At 72.3% G+C, this 20,450-nt stretch carries 10 protein-coding genes; all 10 read right to left on the reverse strand.

Annotated features, from left to right (window positions below):
• Positions 1-12: 12 nt before the first annotated feature.
• Complete coding sequence (locus ACWD4O_RS11155) at positions 13-1,185, reverse strand: threonine synthase (RefSeq protein WP_451279506.1); 1,173 nt, start codon at positions 1,183-1,185, stop codon at positions 13-15.
• A gap of 67 nt (positions 1,186-1,252) precedes the next feature.
• The gene (locus ACWD4O_RS11160) at positions 1,253-3,040 is read right to left on the reverse strand and encodes an ABC transporter ATP-binding protein (RefSeq protein ID WP_451279507.1); all 1,788 of its coding nucleotides are present in this window, start codon (positions 3,038-3,040) and stop codon (positions 1,253-1,255) included.
• Positions 3,037-4,821 (reverse strand): ABC transporter ATP-binding protein, encoded by a 1,785-nt coding sequence (locus ACWD4O_RS11165; protein ID WP_451279508.1) that lies wholly within the window; start codon positions 4,819-4,821, stop codon positions 3,037-3,039. The genes ACWD4O_RS11160 and ACWD4O_RS11165 overlap by 4 nt, the downstream gene beginning before the upstream one ends.
• Positions 4,822-5,080: 259 nt before the next feature.
• Positions 5,081-5,893: an LLM class F420-dependent oxidoreductase gene (locus ACWD4O_RS11170; protein WP_451279509.1), complete on the reverse strand. Its 813-nt coding sequence runs from the start codon at positions 5,891-5,893 to the stop codon at positions 5,081-5,083.
• Between the two features lie 38 nt (positions 5,894-5,931).
• Positions 5,932-6,912 (reverse strand): alpha/beta fold hydrolase, encoded by a 981-nt coding sequence (locus ACWD4O_RS11175; RefSeq protein ID WP_451279510.1) that lies wholly within the window; start codon positions 6,910-6,912, stop codon positions 5,932-5,934.
• A gap of 80 nt (positions 6,913-6,992) precedes the next feature.
• Positions 6,993-8,861: a CocE/NonD family hydrolase gene (locus ACWD4O_RS11180; protein WP_451279511.1), complete on the reverse strand. Its 1,869-nt coding sequence runs from the start codon at positions 8,859-8,861 to the stop codon at positions 6,993-6,995.
• A complete protein-coding gene (locus ACWD4O_RS11185) occupies positions 8,858-12,388 on the reverse strand; it encodes a non-ribosomal peptide synthetase (protein WP_451279512.1) in 3,531 nt (1,176 codons plus the stop codon). The genes ACWD4O_RS11180 and ACWD4O_RS11185 overlap by 4 nt, the downstream gene beginning before the upstream one ends.
• On the reverse strand, positions 12,385-13,152 hold the full coding sequence (locus ACWD4O_RS11190; protein WP_451279513.1) for a thioesterase II family protein: 768 nt from the start codon (positions 13,150-13,152) through the stop codon (positions 12,385-12,387). Before ACWD4O_RS11190 ends, ACWD4O_RS11185 begins: the two co-directional genes overlap by 4 nt.
• Entirely contained in the window at positions 13,149-13,364 is a 216-nt protein-coding gene (locus ACWD4O_RS11195; RefSeq protein ID WP_358803146.1) for an MbtH family protein, read from the reverse strand. Before ACWD4O_RS11195 ends, ACWD4O_RS11190 begins: the two co-directional genes overlap by 4 nt.
• A gap of 100 nt (positions 13,365-13,464) precedes the next feature.
• Positions 13,465-20,316, reverse strand: a complete 6,852-nt coding sequence (locus ACWD4O_RS11200) for an SDR family NAD(P)-dependent oxidoreductase (RefSeq protein WP_451279514.1) — start codon at positions 20,314-20,316, stop codon at positions 13,465-13,467.
• Positions 20,317-20,450: the final 134 nt, after the last annotated feature.

A 20,450-nucleotide genomic window follows, 5' to 3' on the forward strand; every position in this document is an offset into this window, starting at 1 on the left:
TCGGCGCCCCGGTCAGGCGGGTGCGTCCGTCCGGCTGCGCCCGGTCAGATTGACGAGGACGGTCGCGTCCTGGTCGATCCGCCCCGCGGCAGCCTCGTTGCGCACCGCCGCGATCGTCGCGGCCGAGGCGTAGCAGACGTCGAGGCCCTCCAGTTCCCGCAGCATCGTCCTGGCCTCGATCAGCTCCTGGCGCGAGGCCGAGACGATGGCTCCCCCGGTCTGCGACGCGATGTCGTACAGATAGGGGTAGTACGGGGCGCCGTCACCGAGCAGGATCGCCGTGGCCAGTCCCTGGGGCCGGTCGATCCGGTCGGTGTCGGTCAGTTCGCGGCGGCCCTCCCGCCAGGCGGTGGCGGCGGGCGCGCAGGACTCCTCCTGGACCATGAGGAACCGTGGCATCCGGTCGATCGCGCCGGTCAGCCGGTACTCGCGCATGCCCTTGTGGGCTGCCACCAGCCCCATTCCGCTGCTGATGCCCTGGACGATCACGTCGGGCGTGCGGTCCATCTGGTCGACGGCCTCCAGGTAGGCCAGCTTGAGCCCTTCACGTCGTGCCCAGTTGAAGAATCCGGCGTCCAGGTGCAGCCCCCGTTCGACGGCGAAGCGGCGGGCCGCCGCCGAGGCGCCCACATAGGTGCCCGGGACCACGGTGAGCGTGGTTCTGGCGTGGTCCGGCACCTCGTGGTTGGAGACGAAGTCCTCGCCGCAGAAGAAGTGGGCGCGTATCGCGGGGTCCCGCAGGACCGCTCGGGCCAGCGCGGTGGAGCTGTTGCCCGTGCTCGACCCCACGAACTCCTTGACCCCGAACTGCCGGAACACGGCCAGGACGAGCGATGCCAGCCGGTCCTTGGTGGTGCCGGTGGGCTGTCGCGACTCGTCCTTCGTCCACAGTCCGGGCACTCCGATGGCGGCGCCCAGCCTCGGTGCCGGACGGCAGGGCGTACGGCGTGTGATGCCGTCGTCCAGGAAGTCCGGTGAGCTCAGCGGAAGGAAGTCGAAGTACGCCCGCTCGGGGACCTCGTGGTCGCGCCGCGCGGCGCCCTGGAGGGGGTAGCGCGGTTCCAGGGCCCCGGAGCAGTCCGGGCACCGGTACACCGGTGCCGGTTCGAGTTCGACGTCACAGCGCATACAGGCGAGTGCGTACGTGCCCCCTGCGCCGCCCTGGCTGTTCTCGTCCTGAGGCACTGCGTCGTCCCCCTCGATCTCGTGGATCCGGATGCGATACGTGTCGTGCGGGAAGGACGGGCGGGGATCAACCCGCGCGCCCCTCGTCGACGGTGGGGCCCCTGCCGTGCCAGGAGCGCCACAGCGCCGCGTACGGTCCGCCGGCCGCGACCAGCTCGTCGTGCGAGCCGAGTTCGACGATCCGGCCGTCCTCCACGACGGCGACGCGGTCGGCGTCGCGCGCGGTCTGCAGTCGGTGGGCGATGGCGATCACGGTCCGGTCGGCCCGTACGGCGGCCATCGCCCGTTCGGCGTGCCGTGCGGTCGCGGGATCCAGCAGCGAGGTGGCCTCGTCGAGGATCAGGGTGTGCGGGTCGGCCAGCTCCACTCGGGCCAGGGAGAGTTGCTGGGCCTGGGCGGCGTCCAGTTCCTCGCCACCGGAGCCGACCTGGGTGTCGAGTCCGTCGGGCAGATCCTTGACCCAGTCGGCCCCGACCACGGCGAGGGCTTCCAGCAGCCGTTCGTCGTCGGCCTCGGGGGCCGCCATGGTCAGGTTGTCGCGGAGGCTGCCGATGAACACGTGGTGTTCCTGGGTGACGAGCACGACGCGGTTGCCGAGTTCGTCGGCGGCGGCGAGGTCGGCGACCGGCACGCCGCCGACCACGACGCTGCCCGTGCGCGGGGTGTCCGCGCCGGACAGGAGCTTTCCGAGGGTGGTCTTGCCCGCACCGGACGCGCCGACCAGGGCCAGCCGCTCCCCCGGGCGGACGGTGAGGTCCACGTCCTTGAGCACGTCGTGGCCGTCCACGTAGGAGTAGTGGACCGCGCGTACCTCGATGCGGTCGTCGGCGGGTGCGGGCACGCCGCTGCGCCGCTCGGCGGCGACCATGCCGATCCCCTTGATCCGGGCGAACGCCGCGCCGCTGCGCTGCAGTTGCTCCATCCACATCAGCACGCGGTCGAGCGGGTCGACGAGCTGCCACATGTAGAGGCTGCCGGTGACGACCACGCCGAGGCTGATCGAGCCGTCGAGGTAGGCGTGGCCGCCGACCAGCAGCGTCACGGCGACGGGCAGGGAGTGCGCGAACTCCGTGACGGGGAAGAGCACGGTCCGCAGGAACAGGGTGCGGCGGGCGGCGCCGTACGCCTGCCCGATGGCCCCGTCGGCGTCGCGGACACGGCGGCTGCGCAGGCCGAAGACCTCGACCGTGCGGGCTCCTTCGGCCGTGGTGGCGACGATCTCGGCCACCGAGGACGCGGCCTCGCCCTCGGCGAGATAGGCGGTCCTGGCCCGGGCGAGGTACCAGCGGGCGGCCCACCAGACGAGGGGCATGCCGACCAGGGCCCACAGCCCCAGCAGCGGGTGCAGCACGAAGACGGCGGCGAAGAGGAACAGCAGCTGCATCGTGGCGATGAAGACGTCCGGGATGGCGGTGCGCAGGGTGCCGGCGACGGTGCCGACGTCCATCGACGCACGGGTCATCAGCTCGCCGGTGCCGGCCTGTTCGACGACCCGGGCCGGCAGGGCGAGCGCCCGGTCCACGACCTCCTCCCGAAGTCGTGCCAGTGCGCGCTCGCCGAACCGGTGGGAGTGGTTGAGGGCGAATCGGGTGAGCACCAGCTGGGCGACCGCACAGACCAGTACGCCGAGGGCCAGCTGGTCGATGGCGGACGTGGAGGCGTCGCCGGCCTCGACCCGGTTGACGATCCTGCCGAGCAGCCACGGTCCCGCGAGGCCGGCCACCGCGGCGAGGCCGGCGAGCAGGACGACGACGGCCATGGACCGCCAGTCGGCCTTGATCAGTGCCAGGCCGGCCCGGCGTACGGTCGCGCGGTCCGCGACCGGAAGCCGCCATGGCTCGTTCGGGCGGCTCATCGGCTGCTTCCTTCCTGAAGGGCCGTCGCGTGCGCGGCCGGTTCGCTCTCGGCGGCGCCCCGGAGCACGAGGTCCCGGTAGCCCGGATGGGAGACGAGCAGTTCGCCGTGGGTGCCGACGGCGACCACCTCGCCGTCCACCAGGTACGAGACCTGGGCTGCCCGGTCGAGGATGAGGGGTGAGGTGCTGACCATCAGCGTGGTGCGGCCCTGGCGGGCCGTGAGGACGCGCTGGGCGACGGTGGCCTCGGTGTGCGCGTCGAGCGCCGAGGTCGGTTCGACGAGCAGCAGCACGTCGGGGTCGGCGAGTACGGCCCGGACCAGGCGCAGGCGCTGGCGCTGTCCCCCGGAGACGTTGCGGGCCTGGGCATCGATCCGGGAGTCGAGGCCGTCGGGCAGGGCCTCGACGATGTCCTCGGCCACGGCGGTGCGCAAGGCCCTGTCGAGTTCGTCGGCCGTGTGGTCGTCGCGGACGGAGACGACCGAGCGCACCGCGCCGGCGAAGAGGTACGCGTCGTTGTCGGCGACCAGGATGCGGCGCCGCACCTCGGTCAGTTCGAGGTCGGAGAGCCGGGTGCCGCCCCAGGTGGCGTCGGAGTCGGTGTAGCGGCCGAGCCGGTCGACGACGGCCCGTGCCTCGTCGAGGCGGGCCGAGACGAGGGCGGACATCCGGCCGGGTTCCAGCGTCAGTCCGGAGTGCGGATCGTGCAGGGCGGCCGGGCCGGCCGGGGCCGCCATCGGGCTCTCCCCGTCCTCGACCTCCGGGTCGAGGGCCAGGATGTCGATCACGCGTCGGGCGGCGACGAGACCGCGGGGCAGGTCGTCCGCGCCTTCGATGAAGAACGTCACGGGGACGAGGAGGGCTGCGACGTAGCCGTACACGGCGACCATCTCGCCCACCGTGATCGTGCCGGCGGCGGCCATCCTGGCGCTGATCCAGGTGACTGCCGCGAGGAAGATCACCGGCAGGCACGCGCCGATCGCCTGGACCCAGCTGGTGAACGAGGCGACCCGGTAGCCGTCGGTCAGCAGCGCCTGCGACCGTTCCCGGTACCGCCTGCCGAAGACGGCCTTGCCGCCGATGCCGCACAGGACGCCGAGTCCGGAGACGATGTCGCCGGCGCGGGCCGTCAGTTCGCCCTGGCGTTCCCGGTAGGTGCCCTCGGCGCCGTGCAGCTTCTCGAGGAGCGGGCCGACCGCGAGGGCGAGCAGCGGGACGCCCAGCAGGACGACGCCGGCGAGGACGGCCGAGATGGTGAACAGCAGGACGGCGGTGGCCGAGTAGGCGATGACCGCGCCGACTCCGGGGCCGGTGATGGTGAGCGTCTGGGCGATCCGGCCCATGTCGCCGGCCTGCAGGTGGGTGAGTTCGCCGACGGAGACCCGTTTCGGCAGGGTGGCGCCGAGCCTGGTGACCTGCCGGACGACGACCTGGGCCGTCCGGTAGGCCGCGTCCGTGCGGATGAGGGTCATGGTGCGGTGCCGCAGGATGCCGAGACAGGCGATGGCCGCGCCGGCCACCAGGATGGCCACGACCCAGCGGAGCAGCGTGTCCGTGTCCCGCTGTTCGAGGCCGTCGTCGATGGCTTGGGCCATGAAGTAGGGCGGCAGCATCAGCGCGCACATCCACAGGGACCCCCACAGGGAGCCGAGCAGGATCCGGCCGCGCTGCATCACGACCAGCCACCACAGATAGCGGGCCGGGCTGCGGACGTCCGGCGTCCCGGGGTAGGTGTAGGGAACCCGGCGCTCGTGGGTGGGCAGGTCGGATCCTTCGGTCATCTCGGCCGTCCTCATACGGGGTGATCCAGCTACGTGGGTGGGCCTTGGGCCGCGGACCGCCGTGGACCGCCGCGGAGCGCGCGCAGTCACGGTGGGGGCATTGCGTGGGGGGCTTTGCGTGGGGGGCGCTGCGAGGGGAGGGACACCCTCACACGGCCGAAAGCGCTGCTGTCGGGCGGGACTTCGTACGCACACCACCGCAGCGTGCTGGCCATACTCTTAGAGCCGCCGCGGCGTGTCAAGAGATCGTGATCTTGGTTCAGGACGCGGCGAGGCCCTTGTTCATGTCGTCCCGGAAGTCCAGCCAGTCCTTGACGGGGGCCGGGTCGAAGTGCGGTGCCTGGGCGACGAGTTGGATGAAGCGCGTGCCCACCTCCATGAGGTCCTGGCCGACTTCGTCCGGGCTGCGCCGGAACACCCGGGTCGACCGCTCGATCTCGTCCGGGTCGCGGCCGATCTCCCGGCACCAGGCGTCGAGGACGCTGTGTTTGTGCGCCAGTTCCTTGGCGTCGCCGAAGCCGTGCCAGATGTCGGCGTACCGCGCGGCCAGCCGAAGGGTCTTCTGCTCACCGTTGCCGCCGACGAGGACGGGGATCTTCCGGGTGGGCGCGGGGTTGAGCCGCTGCCAGCGTCGTTCGATCCGCTCCAGTCCCTCGGCCAGGGCCGCGAGCCTGGTCTTCGGCGTCCCGAACTCGTAGCCGTACTCCTGGTAGTCCTTCTCGTTCCAGCCGGCGCCGATGCCGAGGACGAGGCGGCCGTCGCTGATGTGGTCGACGGTGCGCGCCATGTCGGCGAGCAGATCGGGGTTCCGGTAGGAGTTGCAGCTCACCAGCGGCCCGATCTCGACGCTGGAGGTCGCCTCGGCCCAGGCGCCGAGCATGGTCCAGCACTCGTAGTGCTCGCCGTCGGCGGCTCCGTAGACGGGGAAGAAGTGGTCCCAGTTGAACAGCACGTCCACGCCGAGTTCCTCGTACCGGGCGGCGGCGCGGCGGATTTCGGCGTAGGAGCAGTACTGCGGCTGGATCTGTACGCCGATGCGGACGGGCCGCGGGGCGCGAGGGGGGTTGGGCATGAGCTTCTCTCTTCGCAATCGCCGTTCGTGTGTGCCGGTCACGGATTGCCGGGCGCCGGGGCCCCGAGATGCCGTGCCATCTTCGTCAGCAGTTCCTCCTCGGCGTCGCGGAGGAAGAAGTGGTCTCCGGCGATCTCCTCGATCGTCGCGGGCTCGCTGCCGTACGCGCTCCACGGCTCCGTGACATCGCGTCCCGCGTCGTCGTCCCCGCGTCCGTAGAACACCGAGAGGGGGCAGTCGAGGGGTTCTGCCCCGGGTGCCTTGTAGTGGTCGAGGATGGTGTAGTCGGCCCGGATGATCGGGATGTAGAGCTCCAACAGCTCCTCGTTGTCGAGGAGTTCCTCGGGGGTGCCGCGCAGCTGTCGCAGCCGCTCGGTGAACTCCTCGTCCGAGAGGTCGTACGTGGTCTCGGCAGGCGTGGCCAGATGCGGTGCCGGACAGCCGGAGACCAGCAGGCGCCGGGGCGGTGGGAATCCCAGGCCGCTCAGATGGCGGACGAGTTCGAAGGCGAGGATGCCTCCGAAGCTGTGGCCGAAGACGGCGTACGGGGTGTGGCGCGCCGCGTCCATCGCCCCGGCGAGGTCGTCGAGGAGGGGCTCCAGCTCGGTCTTGGGGCGCTCGGGCCAGCGGGCTCCACGGCCCGGCAGCTCCAGCGGTGTGACGGCCACCGAGGACGGCAGCCCGGTCCGCCACGGTTCGTAGATCCGGGCGGAGCTGCCGGCATAGGGCAGGCAGTACAGGGTCAGGGCGGGTGGGCCGGCCGCTTCGGCTTCCGCGGCCCGGGACTGCCGGGGCGGGTGCAGTCCGAGGATGCCGCGGACGGTGGGGTGGTCGTGCAGTTGGCGCAGGGGCACCCGGTGGCCGAGGGCCGCGGTCAGTCGGCGCTGGAGTTCCACCGCGAGGATGGAATTGCCTCCGGCCTCGAAGAAGTCCTCGTCGTCCGAGGCGGGTCCGGACTCCAGCGTCTCTCGCCACGCCCGCACGACGGCCTCTCGGCGGGCTTCGAATTCCGTGTTCATGACGGCACTTTCCGCTACGGGGGACTCGACCGGGTCTGAGCTGAGGCCCGGTTCGCCGGCACGGGCTGGGGGTCCGCCCGTCACAGCTGCGGCGCCACCGGCAGGACCACCCGCGAGGGGTGGCCGGGGCCGCGGTGGATCCGCACGACGGGCACGGGGTCCCGCTCGGGAACCTGGGCGTTGTCGCGGTCGCAGCAGGTGATGCTGATCCGCAGTCGGCGCCCGGCGGCGAAGACGTTCGACGTCGGGTGCATGTCGGCCACCAGTTCCACCGGTTCGCCGGGCAGCGGTGCGACCGAGTCCGCCGTCCCCGGGTGGTGGGGCAGGCCCATGGCGTCGTACGGCGGTGCGCCCAGGAGGCGGTGCGAGGCACGGAGCACCGCCTCGCTCACGTAGTGGGAGTCGCCCTTCTCGTCCACCTCCTCCAGGTAGACGAAGAACTCGCCGTCCGGGTGGCTGGAGGTGACCCACAGGTGCACCAGGGGGTGGCCGGTGACCTCGAGGTCCTGGGTGAGCACCGGCGAGGTGTACGTCAGGGCCCTGCGGTCGTTCGCCGTGAGGTCGTAGCGGAAGCCGCCCCCGTATCCGTCGGACCAGCGGGAGGTCGTCCCGGTCGTCGCGGAGTAGTCGACCTCATAGGCGTCGGCGCCGTCGGTGGGGGCGGGCCCGGCCTCCGCGGCCAGCAGCAGACCGTCGTTGACGGAGGAGACGGTGCCGGACGGTCCTGCGTGGAAGTGGAACGGCCGGGGTCGCACGTGGTCCGGCGGCCACCGGTTCGCGGTGCGCCACTCGGTGCCCGCCGGAGCGCTCATGGTGAAGTACCTGACCGGCCGTTCGTCCATGACTCCGTTGTCGACGCCCTTGAGCCAGCGGTCGTACCAGCGCAGGTGTTCACGGGCGATGTCCTGGTCGGACCACTTGTTGTGGCTCCACGGGCCGATGACCATCCGCTGGGGATTGGTCAGGTTGCGGTACCAGAGCGTCGTGTCGCGGACCCAGATGTCGTACCAGCCGGTGAGATGGCAGACGGGGACGCCGGAGGCGCTGATGTCGGCCAGCGCGGCGGCCGGGTTGACGTCCTCGTACGGTGCGAGGCCCGTCGCCCGGTCCCTGCTGTCGCGGAAGGGAAGGGCCGCGGCCTGGTCGAACACCTGGGCGTTGAGCCGGTGTCCGGCCAGGGCGCCGGCGGGGTCGGCGTCGCCCGGGTGGGCCGCGCCCGCCTCCGTGTCGAGCCGACGGACGGTCTCGCCCCACTTGCGTGCGAAGTCGTCTCGGAAGACGCCGCCGGGACGCAGGAACGCGTAGAGATCGAACATCGCCATCTGGGGGACGATCGCCGCCAGGTGCGGCGGCGCGGTGCCGGCGGCGAGCAGCTGGTTGATCCCGGAGTACGACATGCCGAACATGCCGATGCGTCCGGTGGACCAGGGCTGCTCGGCGAGCCATTCGGTGACCGTATGGGCGTCCCGGGCCTCCTGGTGGTCGAACTCGACGGGCCGGGTGCCCCCCGAGGCGCCGCCACCCCGTACGTCCACCACGACGACCACATAGCCGTGGCGCAGGAGCTCCTTGAGCCAGGGCTGGCTGTCCAGCTTGGTCAGCACGCCGCCGCTGACGAACTCGGCCCGGCGGTAGCGTTCATGGCACCAGACCACCGGCAGGGGTTCCTCGACCACCACGCCCTCGCGCTTGGGGCGGTGGACGTCGGCGGCCAGTTCCACTCCGTCGGTCATGGTGATGCGGACGGCGCTGCGCTCGGCGAGGTCGGCCTCGGCCAGGAACGCCACGATCTCCGTCCTGCGCGCGACGAGCTTCTCGCGCAGGGCGGGGGTCATGGCGCCGGCCGGGGCGTCGAACCGCAGTCGCCCGTGCTCGGCCCACAGGGCGATGCCGTCCGAGCGCAGGGCGAGCAGGAGATCGACGACGCTTTCGGAAGACTGCGGGGTCACAGCTCACCCAGCTCGCGCTCACCGGTGGTGTCGACGGCCGACTCACGGGACCGCAGGGTCCACCGCAGGGTGTCGATCCGGGCGGCGAGGCCGGCGATCGTCGGCGTGTCGACGACGGCGCGCACCGGGATCTCCAGCTCCTGGGACTGGCGCAGCCGTTCGACGACGGACAGCAGGGTGAGCGAGTCACCGCCCAGTTCGAAGAACGTCGTGTGCACGTCGACGACCTCGCGCTTCAACACCTCGCTCCAGACGGCGGCCACGACGTGCTCGGTCTCGGTGCTCGGCGGCACCACCACGACTTCGGCCGGGGGCCGGTCGGTGGGCCGGGGCAGCCGGGCCCGGTCCACCTTTCCGGTGGCCGAGGTCGGCATGGAGTCCAGCCGGACGAACACGGCGGGCTGCATGACCGCAGGCAGCTTCGGCGCCAGGTGGCTGCGCAGGTCCGCGTCGTCCGGATCGCCGTCCGGGGCCGGCACGAGGTAGGCGACGAGCAGTTCGCCGGGCTCCAGGACCACCACCGCGTTCGCCACGCCGGGGTGGCCGCGCAGCACGGATTCGATCTCCTCCAGTTCGACCCGCACACCGCGGATCTTGACCTGGTGGTCGGTCCGGCCGAGGAACTCCATCTCGCCGCCGGGCAGCCAGCGGACCATGTCCCCCGTCCGGTAGAGCCGGCGCCCGTGCCCGGCGGGGTCCGGGGCGAAGCGCTCGGCGGTCAGGTCCGGCCGGTTGCGGTAGCCGCGAGCAACGCCGTCCCCACCGACCAGGAGCTCGCCGGGGACGCCTATCGGCTGCTGGTTGCCCCAGCGGTCGACGACGGCGCAGGAGGCGTTGGAGACGAGTTCGCCGAGCGGCATGGAGGCGCGGTCCTCCGACTCGTGGCCCATGCGACCGGCGAGCGCCACGCCCGCGGTCTCCGTGGGGCCGTACTCGTTCCAGATCAGGCACTCGGGGGACACGACCTCGCGGGTACGGGCGACCAGGTCGCCGCTGAGGTTCTCGCCGCCCAGGGAGACGTGCCGCAGGGTCGGCATGGTGACGCCCACGCCGGCGAGCGCCCGCATCTGCGTGGGGGTGAGGTAGAGCATGTCGATCGCCTGCTCGTTGATGAACCGGGCGGTGGCCCCGGGGTCGGCCCGCACGTCCAGGGGCAGCATGACCAGGCAGGCGCCGCTGGTCAGCGCGTGGAACATCTGCTCGACGGACCAGTCGAAGTGGTACGAGAGGTTGTGCACGACCCGGGTGCCCTCGCCGATGGGCCGGATGTCCTGCGCCCACCGCATCCAGGGGGTGACGGCCGTGTGCGGCAGTCCGACGCCCTTGGGCCTGCCGGTGGTTCCGGAGGTGTACATGAGGTAGACGAGCTGGGCGGGGTCCAGCGCCCGGCCGGGGCGCCGGTCCTCGGCGGCCGGTGCGGTGTCGTCGTCCCCGCCGCGCGGGCCCACGGCCTCGGCGTGCACCACGTCGACGCCCTTGAGCGCGGCCCCGGGCAGTTGGGGGTGCAGTCCCGCGGTCGTCACCAGCACCCGCAGTCCGCTGTCCTCGACCAGGTGGCTCATGCGGTCCACGGGGGCGAGGGGGTCGATCGGCACATAGGCCGCCCCGGCCTTGAGGATGCCGAGGATGCCGACCAGGAGGTCCGCCGAGGGCTGCGCGCACAGCCCGACGAGGTGGTCCGTGGTGACGCCGCGGGCGGTGAGTGCGGCGGCCAGCAGGTCCGCGCGCCGGTCGAGCTCGCGGTAGCCGATCCGGGCGTCCCCGCTCTCGATCGCCACCGCGTCGGGAGTCCTGCGCGCCTGCTCCTCGAACATGTGGTGGAGGAAGGTGTCCGTCGGGTACGGCCCGCAGCGGGCCGCCGACCAGGACTCGATCTGCCGGCGCTCGTCGTCCGGGAGGATCCGGAGGCCGGAGACCCGCTTCGTGGGCGCGGCGACCGCGTCGGCGGCGAGCGAGCGGAAGTGCTCGAGGATCCGCCACGCCGTGTCCTCGACGAAGAGGTCGGTGTTGTACTCCAGCGCCACCCGGTAGGTGAACTCGGTCTCGGTCACCGAGAACACCAGGTCGAACTTGGCGGCGTTGCGGTCCAGGTCGACGTCGGTGACCGTGAGGCCGGGCAGCTGCACGGACGGCAGTTCCTGCTGGAAGGCGAGCATGACCCGGAACAGCGACTGCAGCCCGGAGCGGTCGGTGGCCACGGCGTTGACGACCCGCTCGAACGGAACGTCCTGGTGCGCGTAGGCGCCCAGCGATCGCTCGCGCACGTCACCGAGCAGATCGAGCACCGTGGGGTCGCCCGACAGGTCGCAGCGCACGGCGAGCGTGTTCAGGAAGTAGCCGAGCATGCCTTCGAGCTCGGGCAGGTCCCGGTTGGCGCTGGGGGTGCCCACCACGATGTCCGTCTGGCCGCTGTAGCGGTGCAGCAGTGCCGCGACGAAGGTCATCACGGTCATGAAGGGGGTGGCGTCGTTCTGCCGGGCCAGTTCGCGGACACGGCGTGAGACGGCCCGCGGCAGCTCCAGGGCGACGGTCGCGCCCCGGCCGCTCGGGGAGGCCTGCGGCGCCAGGTCCGTGGGCAGGTCGAGCACCGGGAGGGGGCCGCGCAGACACTCCTTCCAGTAGGCGAGTTGCGCGTCGAACGCGGCGTCGCCGACGGTGCGCCGCTGCCAGGCGGCGAAGTCGGCGTACTGCAGGGCCGGCGGGTCGGCCGGCGGCACCGTGCCCTTGGCGGCCGCCGAGTACAGCTCCAGCAGCTCCGAGACGGCGAGTTCGAAGGAGTGGATGTCGGTGATGGCGTGGTGCATGGTGACGAGCAGGACGTGCCACTGGTCGTCCAGTCGGTGGAGCTCGGCCCGCAGCAACGGCCCCCGCTCGACGTCGAACGGCCGCCGCGCCGACGCGCCGAGGCGGTCGAGAAGGATCTGCTCACGCTGCTCCTCCGCCTCGTCCCGGAGGTCGACGATCGTCAGCGGCAGCTCCAGCGCGGCCTCGACGACCTGCTGGGGCACGCCGCCGACGGCACGGACGGAGGTGCGGAACACCTCATGCCGGTCGACCAGCGTCTGGAGGGCCAGGCGCAGGGCCGCGACGTCGAGGTCGCCCTCGATCTCGACCGCGGCGGGGACGTTGTAGCGGGAACTGGGTCCCAGGATGTGCTCCTCGACCCACAGGCGCTGCTGGGCGAAGGAGGCCGGTGCATGGAAGGTCTCGCCCGTCCGCTCCGCGAACGGCGGGACCGTGGTGCCGGTCCGCGGCGCGTCCTCGCGCAGATCCTCGATCCTGGCGGCCAGTTCGGCGGCCGTCTGGCTCTCGAAAAGGGCGCTGAGCGGTATGCGGATGCCCAGTTCCTCGCGCAGCCGGCCGACCATCCGCGCACCCTGCAGGGAATTGCCCCCGAGAGCGAAGAAGTTCGCGTCCGGATCCGGCGTCTCGATGCGCAACACGGACGCCCACACGGAGGTGACGACGTCCGTCACCGACGGGGTGTGCGTGTCGCTCTGCGGGACGGTCCCGTGCTGCGGGGTCATGCCGTTCCACCCTTTCCGTAGGACGTGACCGCACCGAGCCGGTCGGTGATGTCCTCGAGGACAGCCGTGCGTGCCGAGTGCAGGAAGAAGTGGTCTCCGGGAAACATGCGGCAGTCCGACGGCCCGGTCGTCGTCTCGCTCCACCGCGCCAGCACGGCATCGCCCACATCACCGTCGTCGACGCCTCCGAACGCCGAGACGGGGCAGGTGAGCAGGGGTGCGGCGCGGTACACGTGGTTCTCGACCACGGCGAGGTCCGCGCGTATGACCGGGAGGAACAGCGCCATCAGCTCCGGATCGGCCAGCACGGCCTCCGGGGTCGCGCCCCACTCCCTGAGCCGGTCGCCGAGTTCCCCGTCGGAGAGCGTGTGCAGCGGCGGTTCCGGCACGTCCCTGATCTGCGGCGGCACGCACCCCGAGACGAACAGCCGCACCGGCGAGCCGACTTCGAGCTGTTGCAGCGCCCGGGCCAGCTCCCACGCCACCACGGCCCCCATGCTGTGTCCGAACAGGGCGAAGGGGCGGTCCAGATGCGGGACCACGGCGGGGACCAGGGCGTTGAGCAGGTCGTCCATGCGGTCGATCGGCGGGGTCAGGACCCGGTCCTCCCGGCCGGGCGGTTGGACCGCCCACAGCTCGATGTCGGCGGGCAGTTCGGCGGCCCACCCGCGGTACGCCGAGGCTCCGCCTCCGGCGTAGGGCAGGCACAGCAGCCGCATGGTCGCGTGGGGCCTGTGGACGAGCGGCCGGACAAGCGTCGTCATCGGGTGTTCTCGTTCTCCATCTTCAGGCGGAGGCTCAGCGGACGCATGTCGGTCCACACCTCCTTGATGTGGGCGAGGCACGCGTCCTTCGGGCCCTGGTGTCCGGCGTGCTTCCAGCCTTCGGGCATCTCTCGGCCCGACGGCCAGATCGAGTACTGCTCCTCGTGGTTGACCACCACCGCGAACTGCGCTTCTTCCTGCCGCTCGTCCATGGACCTCTTCCTTCTCGATTCGATCTCGAATGACCGAGTCCGCCGGTCGTCGCCTCGGTTGGCGAACTCGGATGCCGAACTCGGTTGCCGGCCGTGCCGGTTACGCGCCGGGGCGCCGGGAGGGTCGCGGGGATCCCAGGCGGCGGCGCCCCTTGGGTGCGACGACGCTCGCCCGGCGGGCCTGTCGCATGGGTTCGGAGAGTGCCGCCAGCGTCGTGCCCGGGTCGTCCGTCACCGCGCGCAGTGCGGCGAGGAACGCCGCCCGGACCTCGACGGCCTCCGACTCGGCCAGTCGCAGGGAGTTGTAGGTGAGCCGCATGCTCAGACCGTCCTCGCCCGGCTTGCCGTACAGGCAGATGTCGAGCTGCGACGTCTGATTCGCGGGCGGCAGGAAGTCGGTGAACTGGAACGCGGTCGAGAAGACAGGATTCCGGCCCGCCAGGGGCGTGCCGTCGGCGGGCGCCACCCGTTCGGCGATCAGCGTGAACGGATAGCGGCTGTGGGCGTAGGCGCCGACGCTCTTGCGCTGGGCGCGCCGGACCAGTTCGTCGAAGGTGTCGGTGTCGGCGAGCGCGATGCGTACGGCCAGCGGGTTGACGAACATGCCCAGCAGGCCGCCCATGCCCTGGGTGTCACGCCCGGAGAACGGCACGCAGATCACCATGTCGTCGTCCGATCCGATGCCGCGCAGAGCCACGGCGTACGCGCTGAGGAGCAGGACGTGCACGGTGACGTCCCACTTCTTGGCGAGCAGGCCCACGGCGGCGGAGAGTTCCGGGTCGACCGTGAAGTCCATGGTCTCGTTGGACACGTCGGTGCCCGGCGCCTCGTGGTCGCCGATGTGCAGCCGGGGCAGGGGTTCGGCCAGCTCGTCGAGCCAGTAGGCCTCGGCGGCCGGGCGCTCCGGGCCGGACAGCCATGCGAACCGGCCGCGGATCAGCTCCTCGTAGGCCGTGTCGAGCGGCGCCAGCGGGGGCTCCTCGCCCTTGGCGAACGCTTCGTACGTCTCCAGCAGTTCCCGCAGGAAGATCCCGATGCCCGTGCCGTCGGAGACGAGGTGGTGCATGGTGTAGTACACGCAGTGGTGTTCGGGTCCGAGCCGGTACAGGGCGACGCGCACCGGCGGGGTGCTCAGGTCGTCGAAGGCGAGGGCGCTGTCGGCCCGGATCAGCCGCTCGGCCTCGGCCTGCGGATCGGGGTGCGCGGTCAGGTCGACCAGCGGGACGTCGAGGCCGAAGGCCGGCAGGACCCGCTGGCGGGGCCCGTCCTCGGTGTCCCGGAACACCAGCCGCAGCGCCTGGTGACGGTCGATCAGGAACGCGATGGCCCGGCCGAAGACCTCCGGGTCCACGGCCCGGTGCACGTGCTCCCACACCGGCAGATTGAGTTCGGCCCGGCCCTCCCCCATCTGGTGCTGGATCCACATCCCCCGCTGGGCGTTCCAGAGCCCGAACCAGGCCGGGTCGCTGTCGTCCCCGGCAGGCCGGCGGCCCGAGCCGGCCGGAGCGGCCGCGGCGACGGCGTCGGCGACGGCGTCCGGGGCGGCGGCCGGGTCCGGTGGCGTCGCCGTGTCGGGCGCGTCCGCCGACTCGTTCTCGACGGCCAGGTGCCGGGCGAGGTCGGCGACCGTCGGGTGGGCGAACAGGTCGGCGATCGTCATCTTCACGTCGAGGGCCTGCTGCACGGTGTTCGACAGGCGCAGTGCCAGCAGCGAGTCGCCCCCGAGGTCGAAGAGGGTGGCGAACACATCGATCTCGTCGATGCCGAACTCGGCCGCCCACAGCCTGCCGAGGGTGTCCTCCAGCGGGCTGTAGGCGCCGTCGGACCGCCCCAGCAGTGTCGCTTCCGGGGCCGGTGCAGGGGACCCGGCGGCGGGCCGGGCGGCGGACTTCGCCGACCGGGCGGCCACGGCCCGCCGGATCGTCTCGCCGAGGCGGACGGGTGAGGCCGCCATACGGGCCCGCAGCACGGCCGGGTCCAGCGCGGCCAGGGCATCGTGGTTGATCTCCCCCACGACGACCCGCACCTGGTCCGACCGGACGGCCGCGTGGAACGCGGCCAGCGCGTCCTCGATCTCGATGGACCGGAAGAAGCCCTGGTCGCGCAGGACGCCGTGGTCGGCGGCCATGCCGGTGCCCAGCCAGTCGGTCCAGTTCATGGTGATCGTGCGCAGCCCTCGCCTGCTGCGCCAGGCCGCGAACGCGTCGAGGTAGAGGTTGGCCGCCGTGTAGTCGCCCTGGCCCGGGGAGCCGAACAGGGCGGTGGTCGAGCTGAACATCACCATCAGCTCGGGCGGGTCGTCGGCGGTGACGTCGTCCAGCACCATCGCGCCCGTGACCTTGGGGGCCAGGGTGGCCCGGTAGACGTCGGGCGTCTTGTTCATGAGGAAGCCGTCACCGGCGGTGCCCGCCGCATGGATCAGGCAGGTGACGCGGCCGAGTTCGCGGCGGACGGAGGCGACGACCCGGGCCATGTCCTCGTGGTTCGAGACGTCGCCCGGGCAGACCAGGACGCGCGCGCCCCGGGCCTCCAGCTCCTCGACGAGCCGGATCCGCTCGGCCTGCCCGGCCGGCCCGTCCCGCAGCACGTCGGGCCACTGTTCGCGGGGCGGCAGCCCGCGTCTGCCGACGAGGGCGATGCGCGCCCCGGGCCGGGTCGCGCCGAGGGACCGGGCGATCTCCATGCCGAGTCCGCCGAGGCCGCCGGTGATCAGGTGGACGCCGTCCGGTGCGGCCGTCCCGGCCTCCGGCTCGGCGACCAGGTCCGCCTCCACGAGTTCGAGGACATGGCGACCACCGGCGCGCAGGGCGACCTGCCCGGTCGGGTCCGTGCCGAGGATCTCCCGGGCGAGCGCGCCGGGCGGGACGTCCGCGGCGGTGTCGACGCACCGGCAGCCGATGTCGAGGTGCTCCTGGCCGATGACCTTGGCCAGCCCGAACAGCGCGGAGTGGGCGGGCACGAGGTAGGGCTCGTCGCCGGTGACGCCGTCGACGTGGCCGGCGACGACGGTGAGCCGGCGAGGGCCCGCCTCCTGCCTGCCGAGGGCGTGGGCCAGTCGCAGCAGTGCCATGACGCCGTGCTCCAGGAGGTGTTCCTGAGCCTGCCGGCCGGGGCTGCCCGCCTCGTCCTCGCTCGCCACGAAGACCGTCTCCGCGGGCAGCGGCTCCGTCCGGGCGGACCAGTCGGTGCCGGTCGCGGCGACCTCGACGCTCACGCCGGCGTCCCGCAGTTCGGCGACGACGGTCGCGAGCCTGGGCGACTCGGCGCCGACGACCAGGGCGCGGTCGACCGGGCGCGCTGCGGCCCCAATCCCGTCGATGGAGTCCGCGGGCGCCCAGCGCAGGGTGTGGTGCGCGGAGACCGCTCGGGCGTTGCGGATCGTTCGCCGGGGGTCGTTGACGCGCTTGGCGGTGAACCCCTCGATGTCGAGGACGACGGCGCCGTCGGGTGCGCAGACCAGGACGTCGACCTTGCGGATCTCGTCGGTCTGCGGGAAGTCCGGGGCGGGCTCGATGAAGCTGACGCACCGGGCGGGCATCGGCCCGTGGACCGTGAGGCGGTCGTAGGCCAACGGCAGATAGAAGTCGTGGCCGGACGCGTCGGGGGCGTCGTCGTCGCGGAGCATCGCCCAGCGGTGGAATCCGGTCGCCAGGTCGAGCAGCGCGGGATGGAGCGTGAAGGCGTCGGTCTCCTCCTGGTAGCGCTCCGGCAGGTTCAGCCGTCCGAGCGCGGCGCGCACACCGACGTCGACCGTGCGCAGGCTGTCCTGCCAGCGGCTGCCGAAGTCCATGACCCGGTGCTCTGCCTGCAGGGCGCCGACGTCCACCGTGGCCAGTTCGCAGCGGGCGGCGAGGGCGGCCAGGTCGGCGCGGTGCGGCGGCCGCGGGGCTGCCGAGAGCCGGCCGCGCACATGGAGGGTCCAGCGCCGTCCGTCGGGCGTCGTCGGATCCTGGCTGACGACCTTGAACTCGGCGCCGTCACCGTCGTCGGAGCGCACGATGGTGTGGACGACGCGCGGCTGCTCCGCCGTGACCAGGAGGGGGACCTGGAACTCGACGTCGGAGACGACGGTGATGTGCTCGTCGAGGAACTCCGTTCCCGCCGCGCGCGCCATCTCCAGGTAGGTGGTGCCGGGCACGATGGCCTCGGAGAGCATCCGGTGCTCGCTGAGGACCCAGTGGCGCTCCAGGTCGAACGACGTACGGAACACCACCTCGTCCACCGTCCGGACCAGCAACTCGTCCAGCAGCGGGTGGGGGCCGGGCGTGACGGGCGTCTGCCGTGCCGGGGCGGGCTCCAGCCAGTGGCGGGTGCGCTCGAAGGGGTACGTCGGCAGCGCCACGCGGCGGGGCCGCTCGTCGGCGTGGTAGCCGGCCCAGTCCGGGCTGATGCCGTGGAGCCAGAGCAGGCCCAGGGCCCGCTGGGCGGTCTCCAGCGGCCCGCGGCCGTCCTGCCGGTGCGGCAGCGTGGCGGCCACCAGGCGGGGCTGTCCGCCGGCGAGTGTCCGTGCGGCCAGGCTGCGCAGCGTCTGGCCCGGGCCGACCTCCAGGAAGGCCAGATCCGGGTCGGCCGCCAGCACCTCGATCCCCCGGGCGAACTCGACCGTGGCCAGGATGTGGCGGCCCCAGTAGGCGGGGTCGGTGGCCTCCTGCGCGGTGATCCAGTCGCCGCTCACATTGGAGAGGAACGGCACCGTCGGCTCGTGCCGGGGCACCTGGGCGACGGCCCGGGTGAACTCCTCGACCACAGGGGCCATCAGGGCCGAGTGGAAGGCGTGGGAGGCGGCGACGGGGCGGGTCGCGATGCCCTGCCGCTCGGCAAGGGCGGCGAAGGCGGTGACCGCGTCGTCCGGGCCCGACACGACACAGTCGGCCGGGCCGTTGTGCGCCGCCAGGGACAGTTCCTCGGGCAGCAGTCGTGCCACGGTGGCCCGATCCGCGCCGACGCCGAGCATCGCGCCGCCCGTCTGCTGTTGCATGAGCCGGCCGCGCAGGGCGACCAGCCGGAGCGCGTCGGCGAGTTCGAAGACTCCGGCGCGGCAGGCGGCCGTGTACTCGCCGAGGCTGTGCCCGATCATGGCGGACGGTGTGACGCCCCACGAGCTCCACAGCTCGGCCAGTGCGTACTCCAGGGTCAGGAGGGCCGGCTGGGCGAACCGCGTGGCGCGGAGCGTGCGGTGTGCCTCCTCGTCGTCCTGCGCGGCGAGCAGCAGATCGCGGACGTCCATGTCGAGCTCCGGGCGCAGCAGTTCGGCGCATCGGTCGACGGCGTCGCGGAACACCCTTTGGTCCGTGTAGAGCCCGGCTGCCATCCCCGGGTAGGCGGAGCCCTGTCCGGTGAAGAGGAACGCGACGGAGGGTGCGGCGGCGTCCGCGACACCGGTCGTCACGCTCCCGGTGTCGCGGCTCTCCAGGGCACGCGCCGCGCTCTGCGGGTCCGGGGCGACGACGACGCGGCGGTGGCGGAACCCCTTCCGGCCCTGCGCCAGGGTGAAGGCGACGTCGGCGAGCGACGGGTCCTCGCGCCGCAGATGTCCGGCCAGCCGGTCGGTGGCCTGCTCCAGTGCCTGCGGTGTACGGGCCGACAGGACGAGCACCTGGGAGGGCCGGGCGGGGGCGGGCGGCCCGGGTTCGGGCGCCTGCTCGAGGACGACGTGGGCGTTGGTGCCGCCGAATCCGAATGCGCTCACCCCGGCTCGTCTGGGGGCGCCGTCCGGGGCCTCCCAGGGGGCGAGGGCGTCCTGGACGTGGAACGGCGTCCGGGGGAAGTCGATGGCCGGGTTGGCGTGGCGGAAGTGCACGGTGGGCGGCAGCGTGCGATGCCGCAGGGCGAGCGTGGTCTTGAGGAGTCCGGCGATCCCGGCGGCGGCGTCGAGGTGTCCGACGTTCGATTTCACCGAGCCGATCGCGCAGAATCCGGTGCGGTCCGAGCTTGCGCCGAAGGCCCTGGTCAGCGCCTCGACCTCGATCGAGTCACCGATCCGGGTGCCGCTGCCGTGTGCCTCGACGTAGCTGATGTCCTCGGCTCCGACACCGGCGATCTCCAGTGCCTCCAGCACGACGGCGGCCTGGCCGGCCACACCGGGCGCGGTGAAACTCGCCTTCGCGGACCCGTCGTTGTTGACGGCTGTTCCCTTGACGACCGCGTACACCGTGTCGTTGGCCCGCAGTGCGTCGTCGAGACGCTTGAGGACGACGACGCCCGCTCCGTTGTTGAAGACGGTGCCCCGGCTGTCGGCGGCGAAGGGGCGGCAGTGCCCGTCGGGCGACAGGATCCCGCTGTCCTGGTACCGGTATCCCTTGCCCGGGGGGACCTTGAAGGCCACTCCGCCGGCGATCGCCATGCCGCATTCGTGGTTCAGCAGGCTCTGGCAGGCGAGGTGGACCGCTACCAGGGAGCTGGAGCAGGCGGTGTGCACCGGAACGCTCGGGCCGTGCAGGTCGAGCTTGTAGGAGACGCGGGTGGTGAGGAAGCCGAGTTCGTTGCCGAGCCCCACGTTGGAGGCCCCGATGGAGGCGCCGCTCTCCAGGTTGGCGAAGACATGAGGAAGGTAGGCGCTGGTCCCGGCGCCGCCGAAGACGCCGACGCTCTCCTCGATCCGGTCGGGGTCGTAGCCGGAGTGCTCCACCGCCTCCCAGGCCAGTTCGAGGAAGATCCGGTGCTGTGGATCCATGATGGTGGCTTCGCGCGGGGTGTATCCGAAGAACTCCGCGTCGAAGAGGTCGACGCCCTCCGCCCGCGCCCCGGCCTTCACGTACCCGGGGCGGGAGAACTCCTCCTCGGGGACGCCGGCGGCGAGCAGTTCGGCATCGTCGAAGAAGGCCACGGACTCGACGCCGTCCCGGATGTTCGACCAGAACCGGTCCAGGTCGGGCGCTCCGGGGAAGCGGCCGGCCATTCCGATGACGGCGATGTCGGGGCCCAGTTCCTGCGAGTCGTCGGACTCTTCCACGTACTCACCCAATTCGTACGGACGCCTTCGTTCTGACTGAGACTGCCTGCGCGCGCTCGCCCGCCGCGGCGACGGGCACGCGGCGGTGTCCGTCGAGGCTTCGGGAGCCGGCCCCGACCGGGCGGGCCGCGCGC

The organism is Streptomyces sp. NPDC002623, assembly GCF_053592635.1.